The organism is Streptomyces sp. CBMA123 (assembly GCF_014596465.1).
GTDB lineage: Bacteria > Actinomycetota > Actinomycetes > Streptomycetales > Streptomycetaceae > Kitasatospora.
This window is the reverse complement of sequence record NZ_MECK01000056.1, coordinates 1-21,498: the sequence shown is the minus strand read 5'-3', so window position 1 is coordinate 21,498 and position 21,498 is coordinate 1. Positions and strand designations below refer to the sequence as shown.

15 protein-coding genes and 3 pseudogenes are annotated in these 21,498 nt (G+C 72.8%); 17 read left to right on the top strand and 1 reads right to left on the bottom strand.

Annotation, left to right across the window (positions count from 1 at the left end):
- On the bottom strand, positions 1 to 493 hold a 493-nt coding region (locus BG452_RS09320; protein WP_188303738.1), incomplete at its 3' end, for an IclR family transcriptional regulator.
- A gap of 177 nt (positions 494 to 670) precedes the next feature.
- On the opposite strand from BG452_RS09320, the gene BG452_RS09315 reads away from it, so the two are divergent.
- The 17 genes and pseudogenes from BG452_RS09315 to BG452_RS09235 all read left to right on the top strand — a co-directional run.
- On the top strand, positions 671 to 1,852 hold the full coding sequence (locus tag BG452_RS09315; RefSeq protein ID WP_188303737.1) for a cysteine desulfurase family protein: 1,182 nt from the start codon (positions 671 to 673) through the stop codon (positions 1,850 to 1,852).
- A 117-nt stretch (positions 1,853 to 1,969) separates the two neighbouring features.
- Entirely contained in the window at positions 1,970 to 3,115 is a 1,146-nt protein-coding gene (gene mnmA, locus BG452_RS09310; protein ID WP_188303736.1) for a tRNA 2-thiouridine(34) synthase MnmA, read from the top strand.
- Between the two features lie 55 nt (positions 3,116 to 3,170).
- Positions 3,171 to 3,407 (top strand): annotated as a pseudogene (locus BG452_RS09305) (type II toxin-antitoxin system Phd/YefM family antitoxin); the annotation flags it as partial.
- A pseudogene (locus BG452_RS09300) lies at positions 3,407 to 3,679 on the top strand (PIN domain-containing protein); the annotation flags it as partial. The pseudogenes BG452_RS09305 and BG452_RS09300, both read left to right, overlap by 1 nt.
- A gap of 163 nt (positions 3,680 to 3,842) precedes the next feature.
- Positions 3,843 to 5,024: an alpha/beta hydrolase family protein gene (locus BG452_RS09295; RefSeq protein ID WP_188303735.1), complete on the top strand. Its 1,182-nt coding sequence runs from the start codon at positions 3,843 to 3,845 to the stop codon at positions 5,022 to 5,024.
- 116 nt (positions 5,025 to 5,140) lie between these two features.
- Positions 5,141 to 5,665: a TIGR00730 family Rossman fold protein gene (locus BG452_RS09290; RefSeq protein ID WP_188303734.1), complete on the top strand. Its 525-nt coding sequence runs from the start codon at positions 5,141 to 5,143 to the stop codon at positions 5,663 to 5,665.
- Between the two features lie 13 nt (positions 5,666 to 5,678).
- On the top strand, positions 5,679 to 6,368 hold the full coding sequence (locus BG452_RS09285; RefSeq protein ID WP_188303733.1) for an SDR family oxidoreductase: 690 nt from the start codon (positions 5,679 to 5,681) through the stop codon (positions 6,366 to 6,368).
- Positions 6,369 to 6,727: 359 nt separating this feature from the next.
- Positions 6,728 to 8,830: a right-handed parallel beta-helix repeat-containing protein gene (locus tag BG452_RS09280; RefSeq protein ID WP_188303732.1), complete on the top strand. Its 2,103-nt coding sequence runs from the start codon at positions 6,728 to 6,730 to the stop codon at positions 8,828 to 8,830.
- Positions 8,831 to 8,909: 79 nt separating this feature from the next.
- Positions 8,910 to 9,920, top strand: a complete 1,011-nt coding sequence (locus tag BG452_RS09275; RefSeq protein WP_317620962.1) for a methionine synthase — start codon at positions 8,910 to 8,912, stop codon at positions 9,918 to 9,920.
- 19 nt (positions 9,921 to 9,939) lie between these two features.
- Positions 9,940 to 12,228, top strand: coding sequence for an NAD-dependent DNA ligase LigA (ligA, locus tag BG452_RS09270; RefSeq protein WP_188303730.1), 2,289 nt, complete (start codon positions 9,940 to 9,942; stop codon positions 12,226 to 12,228).
- A 385-nt stretch (positions 12,229 to 12,613) separates the two neighbouring features.
- Positions 12,614 to 14,374: pseudogene (locus BG452_RS09265) on the top strand (putative bifunctional diguanylate cyclase/phosphodiesterase); the annotation flags it as partial.
- A 185-nt stretch (positions 14,375 to 14,559) separates the two neighbouring features.
- Positions 14,560 to 14,856, top strand: coding sequence for an Asp-tRNA(Asn)/Glu-tRNA(Gln) amidotransferase subunit GatC (gene gatC, locus BG452_RS09260; protein WP_030057414.1), 297 nt, complete (start codon positions 14,560 to 14,562; stop codon positions 14,854 to 14,856).
- Between the two features lie 5 nt (positions 14,857 to 14,861).
- Entirely contained in the window at positions 14,862 to 16,355 is a 1,494-nt protein-coding gene (gatA, locus tag BG452_RS09255; RefSeq protein WP_411292909.1) for an Asp-tRNA(Asn)/Glu-tRNA(Gln) amidotransferase subunit GatA, read from the top strand.
- Positions 16,352 to 16,609: a hypothetical protein gene (locus tag BG452_RS09250; protein ID WP_188303728.1), complete on the top strand. Its 258-nt coding sequence runs from the start codon at positions 16,352 to 16,354 to the stop codon at positions 16,607 to 16,609. Before gatA ends, BG452_RS09250 begins: the two co-directional genes overlap by 4 nt.
- 138 nt (positions 16,610 to 16,747) lie before the next feature.
- Positions 16,748 to 18,259 carry an Asp-tRNA(Asn)/Glu-tRNA(Gln) amidotransferase subunit GatB gene (gatB, locus tag BG452_RS09245; RefSeq protein ID WP_188303727.1) on the top strand — a complete coding sequence of 504 codons (1,512 nt, stop codon included), beginning with the start codon at positions 16,748 to 16,750 and terminating at the stop codon, positions 18,257 to 18,259.
- 290 nt (positions 18,260 to 18,549) lie between these two features.
- The gene (locus BG452_RS09240) at positions 18,550 to 18,708 is read left to right on the top strand and encodes a hypothetical protein (protein WP_188303726.1); all 159 of its coding nucleotides are present in this window, start codon (positions 18,550 to 18,552) and stop codon (positions 18,706 to 18,708) included.
- A 134-nt stretch (positions 18,709 to 18,842) separates the two neighbouring features.
- Positions 18,843 to 21,498: ATP-binding protein (locus BG452_RS09235; protein WP_188303725.1), on the top strand; the 2,656-nt coding region annotated here is incomplete at its 3' end.

Here is a 21,498-nt window from a genome sequence, read left to right as displayed (position 1 = left end):
CTTCCGATCTTCGGCGGCGCACCGCCGCCAGCTCGGGCGGCAGTTCCTCTTCGCGGGCGCCGTCCGCCGGCAGCCCGGCCAGCAGCACCCGCCCGACGGCTGTCCCGGTCACCGGGGCGCGGCGGCCGATCCGCGGCGGCCGGGCGGCCGACGGCCCGGCCACCTCGTCCAGGTAGAGCACCTCGCCGTCCTGCAGCACCGCCAGCTGGACGGTGTAGCCGCAGCGGGCGTTCAGCGCGGCCAGGTACGGCGCGGCCACCTGCCGGACGTCGAAGTCCTCCAGTGCCCGGTGGGCCAGCGACAGCACCCGCCCGCCGACCTGGTAGCGCAGGTCGGGCTGGCGCCGGACGAAACCGTGCTCCTCCAGGGTCCGCAGCAGCCGCAGCGCGGTGGACTTGTGCACCCCGAGGCGGCTCGCGGCCTGCTCCAGCGAGAGCGGTCCGTCGTCGAGCGAGCCGAGCAGGGTCAGCGCGCGGTCGACCGACTGCGACATGGTGCCCCCCTGAACTGGCTTGAGAAGTGTTCGTCAGGCTAACCGCTGCCCGGCACAGTGGTACAAACCGGTGCCGGACACCGGCGTCCGGCCGTCGCGGCCCGGTGGCCGGGTCGGTGGCCGGATCGGTGTGCACCTGGAGGGGTCCCCGGGCGGGCCCTCTACAATCGCATCGTTATGCCATACCTGGACCATGCGGCGACCACGCCGATGCTGCCCGAGGCGATCGCCGCGATGACGGCGCACCTGGGGGTGGTCGGCAACGCCTCGGCCCTGCACGCGGCCGGCCGCCGGGCCCGCCGGGTGGTCGAGGAGGCCCGCGAGTCGCTGGCCGATTCGCTGGGCGCCCGCCCCAGCGAGATCGTGTTCACCGGCGGTGGCACCGAGTCCGACAACCTGGCGGTCAAGGGCCTGTACTGGGCCCGCCGGGACGCCGATCCGGCCCGCACCCGGGTGCTGTGCAGCCCGGTCGAGCACCACGCGGTGCTGGACGCGGTGCACTGGCTCTCCGAGCACGAGGGCGCCGAGGTCGAGTACCTGCCGGTGGACCCGCTGGGCCGGGTCCACCCCGAGGCGCTGCGCTCCTCGATCGAACGCGACCCCTCCTCCGTCGCCCTGGTCACCGTGATGTGGGCCAACAACGAGGTCGGCACCGTCCAGCCGGTGCGCGAACTCGCCGCCGTGGCCGCCGAGTACGGCATCCCGATGCACGCCGACGCGGTGCAGGCGCTGGGTCAGGTCCCGGTGTCCTTCGCCGGGTCGGGCCTCACCGCGCTCACCGTCACCGGGCACAAGATCGGCGGCCCGTTCGGCATCGGCGCGCTGCTGCTCTCCCGCGGCGCCGCGCCCGTACCGCTGCTGCACGGCGGCGGCCAGGAGCGCGACGTACGCTCCGGCACCCTGGACGCCCCCGCCGCCGCCGGCTTCGCGGCCGCCGCGGCGCTCGCCGTGGAACGGCGGGAGGAGTACGCGGTGACGCTCGGCGCGCTGCGCGACGACCTGGTCGCCGGGGTGCTGGCCGCCGTCCCGGACGCGGTGCTCAACGGCGACCCGGCCGGCGAGGGCCGGCTGCCCGCCAACGCCCACTTCTCCTTCCCCGGCTGCGAGGGCGACGCGCTGCTGATGCTGCTGGACGCCCAGGGCATCGAATGCTCCACGGGCTCGGCCTGCTCGGCCGGGGTGCCGCAGCCCAGTCACGTGCTGCTCGCGATGGGCGTCGACCCGCTGCTGGCCCGCGCCTCGCTGCGGTTCTCGCTCGGGCACACCTCGGTGCCCGAGGACGTCACGGCGCTGGTGGCGGCCATCGGCCCGGCGGTGCAGCGGGCCCGCAACGCGGGCCTGGCGTCCGTACGGCGCTGACCTCGGGCTCCCGCGGCCTCCGACGGGCTCCCTCGGCCTGCCCTGGCCGCCCCGGCTTCCCCCGGTTCGTCTCGGCTTCCGGGAACAGCCGGGCCACCCCGTACCCTTGTTGCCATCATGACTGACTTCCCGGGTGCCCCGACCACTCCGTCCACCGGCCGCCTGCGCGTGCTCGCGGCGATGTCCGGCGGAGTCGACTCCGCCGTCGCCGCCGCCCGCGCCGTCGAAGCCGGCCACGAGGTGACCGGCGTCCACCTGGCGCTGTCCGCCAACCCGCAGTCCTTCCGGACCGGCGCGCGCGGCTGCTGCACCATCGAGGACTCCCGGGACGCCTGGCGGGCCGCCGACGTGATCGGCATCCCCTTCTACGTCTGGGACCTCGCCGAGCGCTTCCGCGAGGACGTCATCGACGACTTCGTCGCCGAGTACGCGGCCGGGCGGACCCCGAACCCGTGCCTGCGCTGCAACGAGAAGATCAAGTTCGCCGCGCTGCTGGACAAGGCGATCGCGCTCGGCTTCGACGCCGTCTGCACCGGCCACTACGCCCGCATCGTCGACCTGCCCACCGGCGAGCGCGAGCTGCACCGCGCCGTGGACGCCGCCAAGGACCAGTCCTACGTCCTCGGCGTGCTGGACTCCGACCAGCTCGCCCACTCGCTCTTCCCACTCGGTGACACCACCAAGGAGCAGATCCGCGAGGAGGCCGAGCGCCGCGGCCTGGCCGTCGCCAAGAAGCCCGACAGCCACGACATCTGCTTCATCGCCGACGGCGACACCCAGGGCTTCCTGGCCAAGCACCTCGGCACCGCCACCGGCGACATCCTCGACGCCGACGGCACCAAGCTCGGCGAGCACGATGGCGCCTACGGCTTCACCATCGGCCAGCGCAAGGGCCTGCGGATCGGCCGCCCGGCCGCCGACGGCAAGCCCCGCTACGTCCTCGACATCTCGCCGGTGAACAACACCGTCACCGTCGGCCCCGTCGAGGGCCTGGACGTCACCGCCCTGACCGCCATCCGCCCCCGCTGGTGCGGCACCGAGCCCCTGACCGAGGGCCGCTACACCGCCCAGCTCCGCGCCCACGGCGAGGAGGTGCCCGTCACCGCCGCCATGGCCGACGACACCCTCCACGTCCGCCTCGACACCCCGGCCCGCGGCATCGCCCCCGGCCAGGCCGTCGTCCTCTACGACGGCACCCGCGTCATCGGCTCCGCCACCATCGCCACCACCGAACGCCCTGCCGTCGGCGTCGTCGGGAGCTGACCGGATCGGTTCGAACGCCGCGCCGCACCGACATGCCGCCCCCTACGCCGGAGGCATGTCAGTGCAACCCGAGATCAGCCAGCGGGACCTGCGCAGCAGGCCCGAGGAGATCATGGACGCCGTCCAAGCCGGTCAGTCCTTCACGGTGACCAGGGACGGCCACCGGATCGGTGAGCTGATCCCGCTCCGGCGGCGTCGACGGTTCGTGTCCCGGGCCGAGTTCGCCGCCATGTCGCGAAGCGCTCCGGACATCTCCCTGGACGCCTTCCGCGCTGACCAGCAGGCCACGGCCGGGCCCGGCGCCTCGATGTGCTCCAGCGGGCCGAGCACGAGTTCGACCCCATTCCCTTCGACGCCGAGGCGGCCCGGATCTATGGGCGGGCCTGTGCGGCGGTGGTCGGATCAGGGCGCAAGCCGAGGCGCCGGGTGGCCGACCTGATGATCGCGGCGATCGCGATCGCCGAGGACCTGCCTCTGTTCACCACCAATCCGGACGACTTCAAGGGCCTCGAAGGACTCCTCACGGTGGTCCCGGTGACCAGGCCGTTGGTCGAGCACACCTGAGGCCGTCCACCACCACCGAACGCCCGGCGGTGTGGGCCTGAGGGGGCCATGGTGGGTGTCATCCGGAGGGATGACGGGGCTGAACCGGGCGGATGACGGGGGCCGGAGAGGGCATTCGGCGGGCTGATTCGGGGGTTCGGGGCCCGGACCTACCGTCGGGGGCATGAACCGAATCCGTCGTGTCGCGGCCGTCGCCGCCCTCGCACTCGCCCTGCCCCTTCCGCTGGCCGGGGTTGCCATGGCCTCACCCTCGCCCACGGTGGCCGCCGCCGCGGCCGTCTCCAGCGCCCCCGCCGCCTTCCACGCCGAGCTGCCCTCCCCGACCGGGCGGTACGCGGCTGGGGAGGAGGTGCTGCACCTCACCGATCAGAGCCGCACCGACCCCTGGGTGCCCTCGGCCGGGCCGCGGCAGCTGGCGGTGTCGATGTTCTACCCGGCCCGGCAGGGCACCGGGAAGCCCGCTCCGTACATGACCCTCGGCGAGGCGCAGGGCTTCGTGGCGACCAGGGTCCCGGCCGGGACCGGGCTTCGGCCGCAGGACGTCGTGGGCGTCGACACCCACGCCTCCACCGGGGCGAAGGCCGTCGGCGGGAAGTTCCCGCTGGTGGTGCTCTCGCCCGGCTTCGAGAACCCCCGCGCCACGCTGACCGGCCTGGCGACCGAACTGGCCAGCCGCGGCTACGTGGTGGCCCTGGTCGGCCACACCTACGAGGACTCCGGCGAGACGCTCGCCGACGGCAGCACCCCGGGCTGCGCGCTGTGCGACACCGGCGCGCCGGACTCGCTGCCGGACAGCCGGGCGAAGGACGTGTCCTTCGTCCTGGACCGGTTGACCGGGCAGCACCCGGCCTGGCGCCTGGCCCACCTGATCGACCGCGACCGCATCGGCATGGCCGGGCACTCGATCGGCGGGGCTTCCACGCTGAACGCGATGGCCGACGACCGGCGGATCCTGGCCGGGGTGAACATGGACGGAACGTTCTACCCGCCGATTCCGACCGACAAGCTGGAGGGACGCTCGTTCCTCCTGCTCGGCAAGCAGAGCGACCACGCCGTCGGCGGCGAGGACAAGTCCTGGGGCGAGACCTGGGCGGGCTGGGACGGCTACAAGCCCTGGCTGGCCGTCGCGGGCGAGAACCACTCCAGCTTCACGGACGTCCCGGTCCTGGCCGCCGCGGCCGGCCTGCCGTCCCCTCCCGGGACGACCACCTCGCCGCAGCGCGGGATGCAGCTGACCCGGGAGTACGTCGGGGCGTTCTTCGACCAGACCCTCAAGGGCGTCCACCAGCCTCTGCTGGACGGTCCCTCGGCCGCGAACCCGGAGGTGCAGTTCCAGCACCCGTGACCGGTCCCGTGACCGGAGTCGTGACCGGACCCGGGGCCCGGCCGCACCGCGCGGCCGGGCCCTGGAGGTTAAGCCGGTGAGCGGGGGCGGCCGGGCGTGATAGACCAGACGGCATCATGAATATCTGCGTCTTCTGCTCCGCGTACTCGCTCGACGACCGCTACTCCGCCCCCGCCGCCGAATTCGCCCGGCTGCTCGGGGAGGGCGGCCACACCCTGGTGTGGGGCGGCTCCGACGCCGGCCTGATGGGGCTGCTCGCCGACGAGGTGAAGGCGGCCGGCGGCGGGCTCGTCGGGGTGATGGTGGAGATGCTGCGGCACAAGGCCTACGCCGGAGCGGACGAGCTGGTGTGGACGGCCGATCTCGCCGAGCGCAAGCGGGAGTTGGCGAACCGGGCGGACGCGATCGTGGTGCTGGTCGGCGGGCTGGGCACGATGGACGAGGTCACCGAGGTGCTGGAGCTCAAGAAGCACGGGCTCTTCGAGAAGCCGGTCGTCGTGCTGGACACCGAGGGCTTCTACGCGGGCCTGCGCACCCAGCTGGAGCGGATGGACGCCGAGGGCTTCCTGCCGAAGCCGCTCACCGAGCTGGTCACCTTCGCGGACACGCCCGCCGAGGTGTTCGCCCAGCTCAAGGCCTGAGAGGATCGGGCCCATGGCTGCACATCTGATCACCGGCGCCGGCTCCGGCATCGGCGCCGTCCTGGCCGAGAAGCTCGCCGAGCGCGGGGACGAGCTCTGGCTGCTCGCCCGGGACGCCCGACGGGCCGGCGAACTGCGCGACCGCTTCCCGGGGGCCCGCACCCTGGTCGGGGACCTCGGCGACCCGGGCAAGCTGTCCTGGGCCTTCGGGCACCAGGCGCTGCCCATCGAGCTGGACTCGCTGCTGCACGTCGCCGGCATGGTGGAGCTGGGCACCGTGGGAGACCTGCCGGTGAAGGCCTGGCAGGACACCCTGAACGTCAACCTGGTCGCCCCCGCCGAGCTGACCCGGCTGCTGCTGCCCTCGCTGCGCCTGGCCAAGGGCCACGTGGTGTTCGTCAACTCCGGCGCCGGCCTCACCGCCCACGCCGAGTGGTCGGCCTACGCGGCCAGCAAGCACGGCCTGAAGGCGCTGGCCGACGCGCTGCGCCAGGAGGAGCACCCGAGCGGCGTGCGGGTCACCTCGGTCTATCCGGGCCGCACCGCCACCGCGATGCAGGCCAAGGTGCACCAGCAGGAGGGCAAGGAGTACGACGCCGGCCGCTGGATCGAGCCGGAGTCCGTCGCCCGGGCCGTCCTCGCCGCCCTGGACGCCTCCCGGGACGCCGAGATCACCGACATCAGCGTCCGCCCCGGGCGGTAGTCACCCCCCCCGGGGCCGACGGTCCCGAGGCCGGTGGAATTCGCGTTGGCCAGATCCCCTCGGGCATGCGATGATCCGCTCCGCCCTCCGCCTGATCATGGTCGGACCGCGGGGGGCCGGAAAGCGTCGTCCACGCTTCGAAGTCGCCCTGGGGGGCTCCTATTTCCAGAACTCGTACCGCGCTGACCGTCGGCGCGCTGCTCGTCGGGACGATCGGTCTGCCGGTCGTCGGTGCGAGCGGCGCGGCCGCGGCGGGCAGCACGCTCTACGTCAACAACGCCGCGGGTGCCAACTGCACCGACAGCGGCACCGGCACCTCGGCCGCGCCGTTCTGCACCGTCGCCGCCGCGGCGGCGGTCGTGCAGCCCGGGCAGACGGTCGACATCGCCGCGGGCGGCTACAACGGCTCCGCGGTGACCCTGACCCACTCCGGCACCGCCGACGCGCCGATCACCTTCCGCGGGCCGGCCCAGCCGTACAGTCCGGGCAGCCCGGCCTACATCAGCGGGGGTGCGCCGAACTACCCGGACAGCGTCTTCGTGGTGAAGGGCGCCGACCACCTCCGGTTCGAGAACCTGTCGCTGCACAGCTACCAGCGGCCGTCCGTGATCGTCGACGGCGGGCACGACGTCTCGTTCACCAACGTCTACGCCGTGGGCGGGGGTGTCAAGATCACCAACGCCTCCGACAAGGTGACCTGGGCCCGCGGCGCCTTCGCCTACGCGCCCGGCCCGCTGCTCCAGGTCGACGGCGGTTCCACCGGGACCGTCCTGACCACCAACCTGGTCCAGCCCAACAGCGTCGACAACATGACCGGCATCCTGGTCAAGGACGCCCCCAACACCGTCGTGGTGGCCAACACCGTCTACTCGCCCTGCTTCGCCGGGATCGTGCTGGACGGCGCGTCGACCGGCGCGGTGGTCGAGAACAACGTGGTGAACACCGCGGCGAACCAGAACGCGGCCTGCGCCACCCCGGCCAACGCCACCGGGATCAGCGTCGCGGCCAACTCCACCGCGGGCACCAAGGTCGACTACAACCTGATCGACCCGCGCAGCGGCGGCGCCGCCTACAGCTGGGCCGGTGCCGGCTTCACCACCCAGAACCAGTTCACCGCGAACACCGGCCAGGGCTCGCACGACTTCGTCGACCTGACCTACGTGCCGAAGGGCCCGGACGCGCCGGTCGACCACCGGATCGACTCGGCCGACGAGAACGCTCCGGGCATGCTGCCGGTCGACCGCGGCGGCTACGCCCCGGTCGACGCCCCGACGGTGCCCAACACCGGCACGGGCAGCGGCATCCGCGACCGCGGCGCGCAGGAGGACATGGACTTCGGCAGCGCCTTCACCCCGGCCGGCCCGACGCGTCTGCTGGACACCCGTCAGCCGATCGGCGTCCCCAAGGCGCTGCCGGTTCCGGCGTGGGGCACCGTCGACCTGCCGGTGACCGGTGTGGCCGGTGTTCCGGCCACCGGTGTGACGGCGGTGACGATGAACGTGACGGTGACCGAGCCGCAGCAGGACGGGCACCTGACGGTCTTCCCGCACGGTGACGACCTGCCGACCGCCTCCAACCTGAACTGGACGGCCGGGCAGACGATTCCGAACCTGGTGACGGTGCCGGTGAAGGACGGCAAGGTGTCGTTCTACAACGCCTCCGGCGGCACCGCGCACGTGCTCGCCGACCTCGCCGGCTACTACAGCCCCAAGGGCTCGCTGTTCCACGCGCAGGGTCCGACGCGTCTGCTGGACACCCGTCAGCCGATCGGCGTCCCCAAGGCGCTGCCGGTTCCGGCGTGGGGCACCATCGAGGTGCCGGTGGCCGGCGTGGCCGGTGTTCCGGCCACTGGTGTGACGGCGGTGACGATGAACGTGACGGTGACCGAGCCGCAGCAGGACGGGCACCTGACCGTGTTCCCGCACGGTGACGACCTGCCGAGCGTCTCCAACCTGAACTGGACGGCCGGGCAGACGATTCCGAACCTGGTGACGGTGCCGGTGAAGGACGGCAAGGTGTTGTTCTACAACGCCTCCCCCGGCACCGTGCACGTGCTCGCCGACCTCGCCGGCTACTACGCCACCGAGGGCAAGGTCACCTACCGCCCGGTCGGCCCGATCCGGGTCGTCGACACCCGTGAGCACACCTACTGGGAGTCCGGCGACCGTCCGGCGGGCACCGTCCCGGCCCGGGGCACCCTGGACATCCCGGTCGGCGATCTCCCGAACGTCACGTCGGTGACCCTGAACGTGACCGTCACCGAGCCGGGAGCCCAGGGCCACCTGACGGTCTACCCGCACGGTGACGCCCTTCCGGACGTGTCGAACCTGAACTTCCTGCCCGGACAGACCATCCCGAACCAGGTGGTCGTCCCGGTCAAGGACGGCAAGGTCTCGCTCTACAACGCGAGCGACGCCCCGCTGCACCTCGTGGTCGACGAGTTCGGCTACCAGGCGTACTGACCCCGCTCCCCAGCCGACGGCCCCGCTGCCGAGCCCCGCGCTCGGCACCGGGGCCGTCCGCATGAGTAGGCTCGGGCGGGTGAGTACCGGACACCCCTTCCCCGACCTGCGCGGAGCCGCCACCGGCGTCGGCTCGCTGCCCGGCACCGACGCCCGGGAGGCCGCCAAGACCGCCACCGGTGCGCTGGAGCACCTGCCGTTCCTGCCCGAGCTGCCCGCGCGCGGCCCGGGCGCCGACATGATCGGCCGCGGCGCCGGCCTGCTGGTCGAGCTGTTCGCGCAGACCGAGCCCAGCGGCTGGCGGTTCACCGACCGCCCCGGCCGGGACACCCGGCGGGCCCACTCCTGGCTCGGCGAGGACCTGGACGCGCTGGAGGAGTTCACCCAGGGCCACCAGGGCGCGCTCAAGGTCCAGGCCGTCGGCCCGTGGACGCTGGCGGCGGCCATCGAGCTCAAGCACGGCGAGAAGGCGCTCGCCGACCGGGGCGCCTGCCGGGACATCGCCGGCTCGCTCACCGAGGGCCTGCGCCGCCACCTCGCCGAGGTCCGCAAGCGCGTCCCGGGCGCGCAGCCGGTCCTGCAGCTGGACGAGCCCTCGCTGCCCGCCGTGCTGGCCGGGTCGGTGAAGACCGCCAGCGGCTTCCAGCGGCTGCGCGCGGTGGACCGGCAGGTCGCCGAGGAGGTGCTGCGGCAGGTGATCACGAGCCTGGACGTCCCCGTGGTCGTGCACTCCTGCGCCCCGGACGTCCCGGTCCCGCTGCTGCGCCGGGCCGGGGTCGCCGGGATCTCGCTGGACTTCTCCCTCCTCACCGAGCGCCAGGACGACGATCTGGGCGAGGCGGTGGAGGGCGGCACGGCGATCCTCGCTGGTGTCGTCCCCGCCACTGACCAGGCGGTGTCCGACCCGGCCGGTAGTGTCCAGGGGGTCAGGACCTTGTGGCGCAGGCTCGGGTTCGCTCCGGAGCTGCTGGGCCGTCGTGTTCTGGTGACGCCGACCTGCGGTCTGGCCGGGGCCTCCCCGGCGTACGCGCGCAGGGCGCTGTCGCTCGCGGCACGGGCGGCGCAGAGCCTGGTGGACAACCCGGAATGAGAACGTAGGAGGGCTTGCGGTGACGGCTGTCGAGGGCTGGGAGGACGTCCCGGCGGAGGTGCGCCGGCGGCACGCCGAGCTGGCGAAGGAGATCACCGACCACCGCGCCCGGTACTACGAGCAGGACGCTCCGGTCGTCAGCGACGCCGAGTTCGACGCGCTGATGCGCGAGCTGGAGTCGCTGGAGGCCGAGCACCCGGCCCTGGTGACGCCGGACTCGCCGTCCCAGCGGGTCGGCGGAGCCGCCACCGCGCTGTTCGCCGAGGTCGAGCACCGCGAGCGGCTGCTCAGCCTGGACAACGCGATGGACGACGAGGAGTTGGCCGCTTGGGCGGACCGGGTCGCCACCGAGCTGGACGGCATCGAGTACCACTACCTGTGCGAGCTCAAGGTGGACGGCCTGGCCGTCAACCTCACCTACGAGAACGGCCAGTTGGTGCAGGCGGCGACCCGCGGCGACGGCCGGGTCGGCGAGGACATCACCGCCAACGTCCGCACCATCAGGGAGATCCCGCACCAGCTCAAGGGCGAGAACGTCCCGGAGCTGGTGGAGATCCGCGGCGAGGTCTACTTCCCGACCGAGGAGTTCGACGCGCTCAACGCCTCCTTCGCGGCGGAGAACGAGCGCCGCCGGCAGGAGAACGAGGAGCGCGCCAAGGAGGGCCGGCGGCCCCGGGCGATGATCCGGCTGTTCATGAACCCCCGCAACGCCGCCGCCGGTTCGCTGCGCCAGAAGGACCCGCACGTCACCGCCTCCCGCCCGCTGCACATGGTGGTGCACGGCATCGGCGCCCGGGTCGGCTTCGACATCGACAACCAGTCGCACGCCTACCGGCTGCTGCACGACTGGGGGCTGCCCACCGCCCGGCACAACGAGGTGGTCGGCACGCTGGCCGAGGTCCGGGCCTTCATCAAGCACTTCGGCGAGCAGCGGCACTCGGTCGAGCACGAGATCGACGGCGTCGTGGTGAAGGTGGACGAGATCGCCCTGCAGGGCCGGCTCGGCGCCACCTCCAAGTCCCCGCGCTGGGCGATCGCCTGGAAGTACCCGCCGGAGGAGGTCACCGGCAAGCTCGCCGAGATCAAGGTCGGAATCGGCCGAACCGGCCGGGCCACCCCGTACGCGGTGCTGGCCGAGCCGGTGAAGGTGGCCGGCTCGATGGTGCAGTACGCGACGCTGCACAACCAGGAGATCGTCAAGGCCAAGGACGTCCTGCTGGGCGACACCGTCGTGCTGCGCAAGGCCGGCGACGTGATCCCGGAGATCCTCGGGCCGGTCTACGACCTGCGGGACGGCACCGAGCAGGCCTTCGTGATGCCCTCGCACTGCCCGGAGTGCGCCGCCGTGCTGCGCCCGATGTCCGAGGGGGACATCGACCTGCGCTGCCCCAACGCCCAGCACTGCCCGGCCCAGATCCGGGAGCGGATCGCCTTCCTCGGCGGGCGGCAGTGCCTGGACGTCGAGGGGCTCGGCTACGTGGCGGCCACCGCGCTGACCCAGCCGCTGGAGCCGGCCGAGGCGCCGGTGCGCAACGAGGGCGACGTCTTCGGGCTGACCGATGAGCAGCTGCTGCCGATCAAGGTGCTGGTGCGCGACCAGAAGACCGGCATGCCCAAGCTGGACGACAAGACGGGCAAGGAGAAGGAGGTCTTCTTCTTCGCGACCACCAAGGGCGAGCCCAAGAAGTCGCTGCAGACCCTGCTGGACAACCTGGAGGGGGCGAAGGAGCGTCCGCTCTGGCGCTTCCTGAACGGCCTGTCGATCCGGCACGTCGGCCCGGTCGCGGCGCAGGAGCTGGCGCGGGAGTTCCGTGACCTGGACCGGGTCTTCTCGGCCACCGAGGAGGAGTTGGCCGCGGTCGAGGGCGTCGGACCGACGATCGCCCGCTCGATCAAGGAGTGGTTCGAGGAGGAGTGGCACCGGGAGATCCTGGAGAAGTGGCGTGCCGCGGGCGTGCGCTTCGTCGAGGAGTTCGCGGACGAGGAGGCGGCGGAGCGCCCGCTGGAGGGGCTGACGGTGGTGGTGACCGGGACGCTGGCCGGCCACACCCGGGACGGTGCCAAGGAGGCGCTGACCTCGCGCGGAGCGAAGGTGACCGGTTCGGTTTCGAAGAAGACCGATTTTGTGGTCGCCGGTGACAACCCTGGATCGAAGTACGACAAGGCCGTCCAGCTCGGACTGCCGGTGCTGGACGACGCGGGCTTCGCCGTCCTGCTCGCCGACGGACCGTCGGCCGCCCGCGCCCACCTGGGACTTCCGGAGCCGGAGCCGGCCGCCGAGCCCGTCGAGGCCCCCGCCGAGGGCTGATCCGGAGCGGACCCGAGCGGCCGGTGGCCCGATCCGTGTTGTTATCGTCCTGATGCAACGTCACCGGGTGTCGTCCAGTGAAAGCGGGCATTGTGTCACTGTGTGACACCCGGGCGCGGTGGCGCGTTTCCGGTTGTCCGAAAGTCTGCCCACCGGGTGGACCCCGGCATACCCTGGAGCGCAACAGAGTGTCAGCAGGGGTGGGGGCACCGGCTGAGCCGGTGCTCCTCGGGGTCGCTCCATGCCCGGCAGCTGTCGGTACCAGCACGGTGCCTCACCGTAAGGCGGCCTGACGGGGCGGGCCCGACGGAGGACAGGGCTTATGGATCGTACGACCGGCGGCGCGCCCACACGCCCGCCGCAGGGGGTGGCGGGTGCGGTCCTGCTGCTCGGCGTGCTGCTGGCCGGAGCCGCGCCGCTCATCCCGCTGGCCGTCCTGGTCTACCGGTACGAACCCGAACTGCTGCCGCTGTTCGCGGTCCCGCTGGCCGTCCTGGTGGCGGCCTGGCGGATCGCCCGCGACCGCGCCCGCGACCAGCTGACCGACCCCCTGACGGATCTGCCCAACCGTCAGGCCTTACTGCTGGCCGCCCAGGAGGCGATCGTCGAGCGCGAGGAAGGCTACAGCGTCGGTCTCATCCTGCTTGACCTCGACCGCTTCCGATCGTTGAACGACACACTTGGTCATACGGCCGGTGACCGCCTTCTGGTTCACATCGCCCGCCGACTCCATCGGGCGCTGCGCTCCGGCGGACCGGCCGGCAGCGCCACCCGGGAGTCCATCGACGACGTCTTCGCCGGCCTGCCCCGGCACTACCGGCGCGGCCGCCCGATGGTGGCACGGATGGGCGGCGACGAGTTCGCCGTCCTGCTGCCCGGGATCAACTGCCCGGACAGCCTGGAGCGCGTCGCCAAGGCGCTGATCGCCGAACTCGCCGCGCCGATCCGGCTGGACGGGCTGCTGCTGGTGCTGGAGGCCAGCGCCGGCGTCTGCGTCTACCCGCAGGGCGCCCAGGACGCCGAGTCACTGCTGCGCCGGGCCGACGTGGCGATGGGCCACGCCCAGCGCGAGTGCAGCGGGGTGGCCCAGTACGACGAGACCCAGGACGCCGACACCCCGTACCGGATCGGCCTGCTCGGGGACCTCCGCCGGGCCCTGGAGACCGGTGAGGTTCAGCTGCACTACCAGCCGAAGGTGGCCTTCGACGGCCGGGTGGTCGGCCTGGAGGCGCTGCTGCGCTGGGAGCGGCCCGGGCAGGGGAACGTCTCCCCGGACGAGTTCGTCGGGCTCGCCGAGTCCAGCGGCCTGATGCCCCGGCTCACCGACTACGTGCTGGAGGCGGCCGTCGGCCAGCTCGCCTACTGGCGCGACCTGGGCCTCCAGGTGCAGGTCGCGGTCAACGTCTCGCCGCGCGACGTGCTCAACCCCGGCTTCGCCCAGCGCGTCGCCGGGCACCTGGTCCGCCACCAGGTGCCGGCCCACGCGCTCCAGCTGGAGATCACCGAGCGGCTGCTGCTGGACGACTCCCGGCGCGCCGCCGACACCCTGGCGGAGCTGCGCGGCTACGGCGTCGGGATGTCCCTGGACGACTTCGGCACCGGCCACTCCTCGCTGGTGCGGCTGCGCAGCCTGCCGGTCGGCGAGCTGAAGATCGACCGCTCCTTCGTCTCCCGGATGGTCATCGACGACCACGACGCGGCGGTGGTCCGCTGCTCGGTGGAGCTGGCCCACTCGCTCGGTCTGACCGTCGTCGCCGAGGGTGTCGAGGACGACGAGACCTGGGAGCGGCTGCACTGCATGGGCGTGGACGCCGTCCAGGGCTGGCTGGTGTCGGCCGCGCTGCCCGCCGAGCAGGCCACCGCCTGGCTGCGGGTGCACCGCACCACCGGCGCCCCGACGGTGGAGCGCTTCGGCCCCGCCTCGCAGCTCCCGTCGATCATCAAGCCGGTGGACCGGCCCGCCGCGGTCAAGCCGGCCGTCCAGCCCGCCGCGCTGCCACCGGTGCTGCCGGTGCTGCCACCGACCCTCCCGCCGGTGCTGCCGCCCGCCGTCCAGGGCGTCCAGCGCGGCCCGGCGATGCCGGCCGCGCAGATCGGCTTCCAGGCGCCGGGCGCCCAGGGCTGGGCCCGCACCAGGCCCCAGTGACCGGCACCCGCGGATCGCGGTAACGGGGCCGTACCTCTACTCGTTGGCCGGTGGCCGGGCCGGGCCCCATAGGATGGGGTCCAAAGACCACGAGGACGGAGCGCCGAACCGGCTGCTCCTGCCCGGGCCCGGCGGCGCCGCAGGCTCCGCCGGGCCTCACCAGAACTCACCCTGAGGATCGCTGCATGCCTGGCATCACGCGCGAGGAGGTCGCCCACCTCGCCCGGCTGTCGCGTCTTGAGCTGAAGCCCGAAGAGCTGGACCACTTCGCCGAGCAGCTCGACGTGATCATCGGCGCGGTCGCCCGCGTTTCCGAGGTCGCCGGACAGGACGTCCCGCCGACCTCCCACCCGCTGCCGCTGACCAACGTCATGCGCGCGGACGAGGTGCGGCCGTCGCTCACCCCGGAGCAGGCGCTGTCCGGCGCCCCCGCCGCCGAGGAGCAGCGTTTCCGTGTGCCGCAGATCCTCGGGGAGGACTGACCGATATGACCGAGCTGATCCGTTTCACCGCCGCTGAGACCGCGGGCGCCATCGCCAAGGGCGAGGTCTCCGCCGTCGAGGTCGCCCAGGCGCACCTGGACCGCATCGGGGCCGTCGACAAGAAGGTCAACGCCTTCCTGCACGTCGACACCGAGGGCGCGCTGGCCGCCGCCAAGGCCGTCGACGACAAGCGCGCCAAGGGCGAGGAGCTGGGCCCGCTGGCCGGCGTCCCGCTCGCGCTGAAGGACGTCTTCACCACCAAGGGCATCCCGACCACCTGCGGGTCCAAGATGCTCGAGGGCTGGATCCCGCCCTACGACGCCACCCTGACGACCCGTCTCAAGGACGCCGGCGTCGTCATCCTCGGCAAGACCAACATGGACGAGTTCGCGATGGGCTCCTCCACCGAGAACTCCGCCTACGGCCCGACCGGCAACCCGTGGGACCTCACCCGCATCCCCGGCGGCTCCGGCGGCGGTTCGGCCGCCGCGCTGGCCGCCTTCGAGGCCCCGCTGGCGATCGGCACCGACACCGGCGGCTCGATCCGCCAGCCCGGCGCCGTCACCGGCACCGTCGGCGTCAAGCCGACCTACGGCTCGGTGTCCCGCTACGGCCTGGTCGCGTTCTCCAGCAGCCTGGACCAGGGCGGCCCCTGCGCCCGTACGGTGCTGGACGCGGCGCTGCTGCACGAGGCCATCGCCGGGCACGACCCGCTGGACTCCACCTCGATCGACGCGCCCGTCCCGGCCGTGGTCGAGGCCGCGAAGATGCGCGACATCCGCGGCATGCGGATCGGCGTCGTCAAGGAGTTCGCCGGCGAGGGCTACCAGACCGGCGTGATGCAGCGCTTCAACGAGTCGGTGGAGCTGCTGCGCGAGCTGGGCGCCGAGGTCGTCGAGGTGTCCTGCCCGTCCTTCACCCTGGCGCTGCCGGCGTACTACCTGATCGCGCCGTCGGAGTGCTCCTCCAACCTGGCCCGCTTCGACGCCATGCGCTACGGCCTGCGGGTCGGCGACGACGGCTCGCGCTCGGCCGAGGAGGTCACCGCGCTGACCCGCGAGGCCGGCTTCGGCGACGAGGTCAAGCGCCGCATCATCCTGGGCACCTACGCCCTCTCCTCGGGCTACTACGACGCGTACTACGGCTCGGCCCAGAAGGTCCGCACGCTGATCTCGCGCGACTTCGACGCGGCCTTCGCCGGCGTGGACGTGCTGGTCTCGCCGACCACGCCGACCACCGCCTTCCCGATCGGCGAGCGCGCCGACGACCCGATGGCGATGTACCTGGCCGACCTGTGCACGATTCCGTCCAACCTTGCGGGCAACGCGGCCATGTCGCTGCCGGTCGGCCTGGCTCCGGAGGACAATCTCCCGGTCGGCCTGCAGATCATCGCTCCCGCGATGGCGGACGACCGCCTGTACCGCGTGGGCGGCGCCGTCGAGGCCGCTCTCAACGACAAGTGGGGGCACACCCTGCTGGAGGAGGTACCGGCACTGTGAGCAAGATCGAAAAGGCGAAGGCCCCGAGCTCCATCAAGGGATGGAAGCATTCGAAGCCCGGCCTGTGGCTGTCCATCGGCACCAGCGCGTTCGGTGCGGTCTCCATCGCCAAGGACGTCCGCAAGGCCCGCGAGGAGAGCGACACCCTCAAGCTGGTCAACGCCCTGGTCGGCGCCGCCGCGCTGATCACCGGCACGGCCCTGCTGGTGCGCGAGCTGCGTCAGCTCGCCTCCGACGACGTGCTGCTGGGCTGAGCTGAGCTGAGCGCCCAGGGCGTGTCCTGCGGGTTGTGGCAGCCCCGGCAAGGACCCGCAGGGCACGCCCTGGAGTCCGGCCCCGCGCGACGCGGGGCCGGGCCCGTACCTCCCAAGCTTCAAGTGAGAAGGGACGCTGTGAGCGTCATGAACCTGGTCTCCTACGAGGACGCTCTCGCGTCGTACGACCCGGTGATGGGCCTTGAGGTCCATGTCGAGCTGGGTACCAAGACCAAGATGTTCTGCGGTTGCTCGACCGAGCTGGGCGCCGAGCCGAACAGCCAGACCTGCCCGACCTGCCTGGGCCTGCCGGGCTCGCTGCCGGTGGTCAACGCGGTGGGCGTGGAGTCGGCCGTCAAGATCGGCCTGGCGCTGAACTGCGAGATCGCCGAGTGGTGCCGGTTCGCGCGGAAGAACTACTTCTACCCGGACATGCCCAAGAACTTCCAGACCTCGCAGTACGACGAGCCGATCGCCTTCAACGGCTACCTCGACGTGCAGCTGGAGGACGGCTCGACCTTCCGCGTGGAGATCGAGCGCGCCCACATGGAGGAGGACACCGGCAAGTCCAGCCACGTCGGCGGCGCCACCGGTCGCATCCACGGCGCCACCCACTCGCTGCTCGACTACAACCGGGCCGGCATCCCGCTGATCGAGATCGTCACCAAGCCGATCGTCGGCGCCGGCGCGCGCGCCCCCGAGGTCGCCAAGGCGTACGTGGCCGAGCTGCGCGAGCTGATCAAGGCGCTGGGCGTCTCCGAGGCCCGGATGGACAAGGGCCAGATGCGCTGCGACGTCAACCTCTCGCTGCGCCCGAACGGCACCGAGAAGTTCGGCACCCGCTCGGAGACCAAGAACGTCAACTCCCTGCGCAGCGTGGAGCGGGCCGCCCGGTTCGAGATCCAGCGGCACGCCACCGTGCTGACCGACGGCGGCACCATCGTCCAGGAGACCCGTCACTTCCACGAGGAGGACGGCTCCACCACCTCGGGCCGGATCAAGGACAACGCCGAGGACTACCGCTACTTCCCCGAGCCGGACCTGGTGCCGGTGGCCCCCGCCCGGGCGTGGGTCGAGGAGCTGCGGGCCGGGCTGCCGGAGCTGCCGCGGGTGCGTCGCGCCCGACTGCAGGCCGAGTGGGGCCTGTCCGACAAGGACATGCAGTCGGTGCTCAACGCCGGCGCGGTCGAGCCGATCCAGGAGACCATCGCGGCCGGCGCCCCCGCCGACCAGGCCCGCAAGTGGTGGATGGGCGAGCTGGCCCGCCGGGCCAACGAGACCGGCACCGAGCTGAGCGAGCAGCCGATCACCCCGGCGCAGGTCGCCCGGGTCGCCGCGCTGGTCGCCGAGGGCAAGCTGAACGACAAGCTGGCCCGTCAGGTCATCGAGGCCGTGCTGGCCGGCGAGGGCGAGCCGGACGAGGTCGTCGAGAAGCGCGGCCTGGCCGTGGTCTCGGACGACTCCGCGCTGGGCGCCGCCGTGGACCAGGCCATCGCCGAGAACGAGGCGGTCGCCGCCAAGATCCGCGACGGCAAGGTGGCGGCCGTGGGCGCGCTGGTCGGCGCGGTCATGAAGGCCACCCGTGGCCAGGCGGACGCGGCCCGGGTCAAGGACCTGATCCTGGAGCGGCTTGCCGTGGAAGGCCAGTAGGCACAGCCTGGGGAAGCTGGGCGGCTCCCGCCTGAGAAGCATCGGGTTCCTAGGCCGTCAAGCCCGCCTTCCTAAGGCGTCTAAGGCATCTAAGGCCCTCTAAGTAAGGCCTAAGGCCCTGTCTCGCCTATGTATCTAGGTGAGGCAGGGCCTTAAACCTTTCTTGGCTCCCCATCTAAGGCACCCGGCCTTCGGAAGATGGGGCACGCTCCCGATGTGGCACCCCCCACTGGGGGAGGAAGCTCTTACTTGTCAGGGAAACGAAAGTGAAACCCGAGGGGGAACCCGAAGTGATCGAGTACCAGCTCATCCAGCAGCAGGCCCACGAGCTCGAACTCCGCGCCGAGCACGAGCGTCTGGTCCGCGAGGCCAAGCAGGCCGCCCGCCTGCGCCGCCGCCCGGTGGCCGCCCGCTTCCAGCGGCGCCCCGTGCGTCAGCCGGAATGCTGACGGTGCGGCACCGCGACGGTGCCGATGGAGTTCCGGAGGGGGAGGCGCCGCGGGTGAGCGCCTCCCCCTCCGGGCGTTCGCCGGCGGAGATAACCCCTCTCACCGGCGGCTCCGGCTATGGCATGCTCGCCTCCATGCAGCAGATATCGGTGAGTCCCGTCTTCGTCGGCCGCGGCAGCGAGATCACCGAACTGACCGACGCGCTGCGCCGGGCGGGCACCGGCAGCCCGCAGGCCGTACTGATCGGCGGCGAGGCCGGCATCGGCAAGACCCGGCTGCTGGAGGAGTTCCTGCAGCGGGCCTCCGACGGGGGAGCGGTCACCACGCTCGGCAGCTGTCTGGAGGTCGGCGCCGAGGGCCTGCCGTACGCGCCGCTGGCCGCCGCGCTGCGCCGGCTGCACCGCGCGCTGGGCGCCGAGTTCGAGGCCGCGGCGGCCGGCAGCGAGGGCCACCTGGCCAGGCTGCTCTCCGAGTTCGGCGAGGCGGACGGCGAACCCAACGACGAGTACGGCCGGGCCCGGCTGTTCGAGCACACGGCACGACTGTTCGAACGGTTCGGCGCGGAACGTACCCTCGTGCTCGCCATCGAGGACCTCCACTGGTCCGACCGCTCCACCCGCGAACTGCTGGCCTTCCTGGTGCGCACCCTGCACCGCTCCCGGGTGCTGCTGGTCGCCACCTACCGCACCGACGACCTGCACCGCCGCCACCCGCTGCGCCCCTTCCTGGCCGAGCTGGAGCGGCTGCGCACCGTCCAGCGGCTGGAGCTGGCACGCTTCGGCCGCCGCGAGGTCGCGGCCCAGCTGGCCGGCATCCTCGGCACCGGCGCGCCCGACCGCCAGCTGGTGGACCGGATCCTGCGCCGTTCCGAGGGGAACCCGTTCTTCGTCGAGGAGCTGGCCACCGCCTTCGAGGACGGCTGCGGCGCCGGGCTGACCGACTCGCTGCGGGACATCCTGCTGGTCCGGGTCGAGGGGCTGGACGAGGAGGCCCAGCGGGTGGTGCGGATCGCCGCCGAGGGCGGCTCGCACGTCGAACACGCCCTGCTGGCCGCTGTCCTGGCCGACGACGAGGAGGCGCTGATCGAGGCGCTGCGGGCGGCCGTCGGCGCCAACATCCTGCGCCCGGACAGCGAGGGCGAGGGCTACCGGTTCCGGCACGCGCTGGTCCGCGAGGCGGTCTCGGACGACCTGCTGCCCGGCGAACGGCACCGGATCAACCGCAAGTTCGCGCTCGCCGTGGAGGCCCGGCCGCAGCTCGTCCCGGCCGACGCGCTGCCCGCCCGGCTGGCCAACTACTGGTACCACGCCCACGACCCGGCCCGCGCGCTGCCGACCGCCCTGGACGCCGCCCGGGCGGCCCGCCGGCGCAACGCCTTCGCCGAGCAACTCGGCATGCTGGAACGGGCCCTGGAGCTGTGGGACCTGGTCTCCGAGGAGGTGCTGACGCACACCCTGCGCCCGTACGACTGGGCCGAGACCTACCCGCCCGGCTCCTGCGACCACAGCCCCACGGACGCGGACTGCGACCGGATCCAGCTGGTCGACGTGCTGGCCGAGGCGGTGGTCGCGGCCCGGCGCTGCGGCGACCGCGAGCGCGGCCTGAGCCTGGCCAAGCGCGGGCTCCGGCTGGTCGACGAGACGGAGCACCCGGTGCGCTCGGCCTGGTTCCGGATCAACCGGGCCCGGATGCTGGGCAACCTGCGCCGCTCCGGTGACGACGAGGAGATCACCCGCGCGCACCGGCTGGTGGAGCACATGCCGCCGTCCGCGGTGCAGGCCGAGGTGTTCGCGCTGGCCGCCGGGGTGGCGGTGGTCAAGACCCCGCGGATGGAGCACCTGGAGCTGGCCGAGCGGGCGATCCGGATCGCCCGGCAGGTCGGCGCCCACTCGGTCGAGGTGCACGCCCGGATGACCCTCGGCAGCCTGCGCTACGACCTGCTGGGCGACGCCGAGGGCGGGCTGGCCGAGCTGACGGCGGCGATCGACCGGGCCCGGCTGCTGGGCATCCCGGACCTCCTGCTGCGCGGCATCAACAACCTGGCCAGCATGCAGCGCGGTCTCGGCCGGGCCGATGAGGCCGTCCGGCTGGCCCGGGAGGGCCTGGAGTTCGCGGAGGGCAACGGGCTGCAGCGCAACATCGGCAACATCCTGGCCGGCAACCTGGTCGAGGCGCTGACCGACCTCGGGCAGGTGCGGGAGGCCGAGGAGATGCTCACCGCCAGCGAGCTGCTCGGCCTGCCCGGCTCCCATGCCGAGTTCCTGGACCGGATGCGCGGCGACCTCGCCGTGCTGCGGGGGGACTTCGCGACCGCGGCGACCATGCTGGCCCAGGCCCGGGCGGCCAACCGGGTCGGCCAGGCGCAGCACAGCGTGCCGATCAGCCGGCTGGCGGTGCGGATCGCCGCGCACGGCGGGCGGCCGCTGGACGCCCGGGCCGAACTGCTCGCCGCGCTCGCGGAGGAGGGGCGGCTGGGCTACGAGTCCGACGTCTACCCGCTGCTGGTGGAGGCCGCCGGAGTGGAGGCGGACTGCCTGGGACGGCCGGAGACCGAGGCGGGCCGGGCCGGGACGCTGGCGGCGATCGCCGCGGCCGCCGCCGACCTGCGGCCCCAGTCTCCGCTGCACCACGGCTGGGCCCGGCTGCTGGAGGCCGAGTTGGCCCGGGCCGCCGCCGCGGACACCGCCGAGCAGTGGGCCCGGGCCGTCACCGAGCTGCGGCCGACCGGTCTGCCGTACCCGCTGGCCCTCGCCCTGCTGCGGGCCGCCGAGGCGCAGGTGCGGGCCGGGC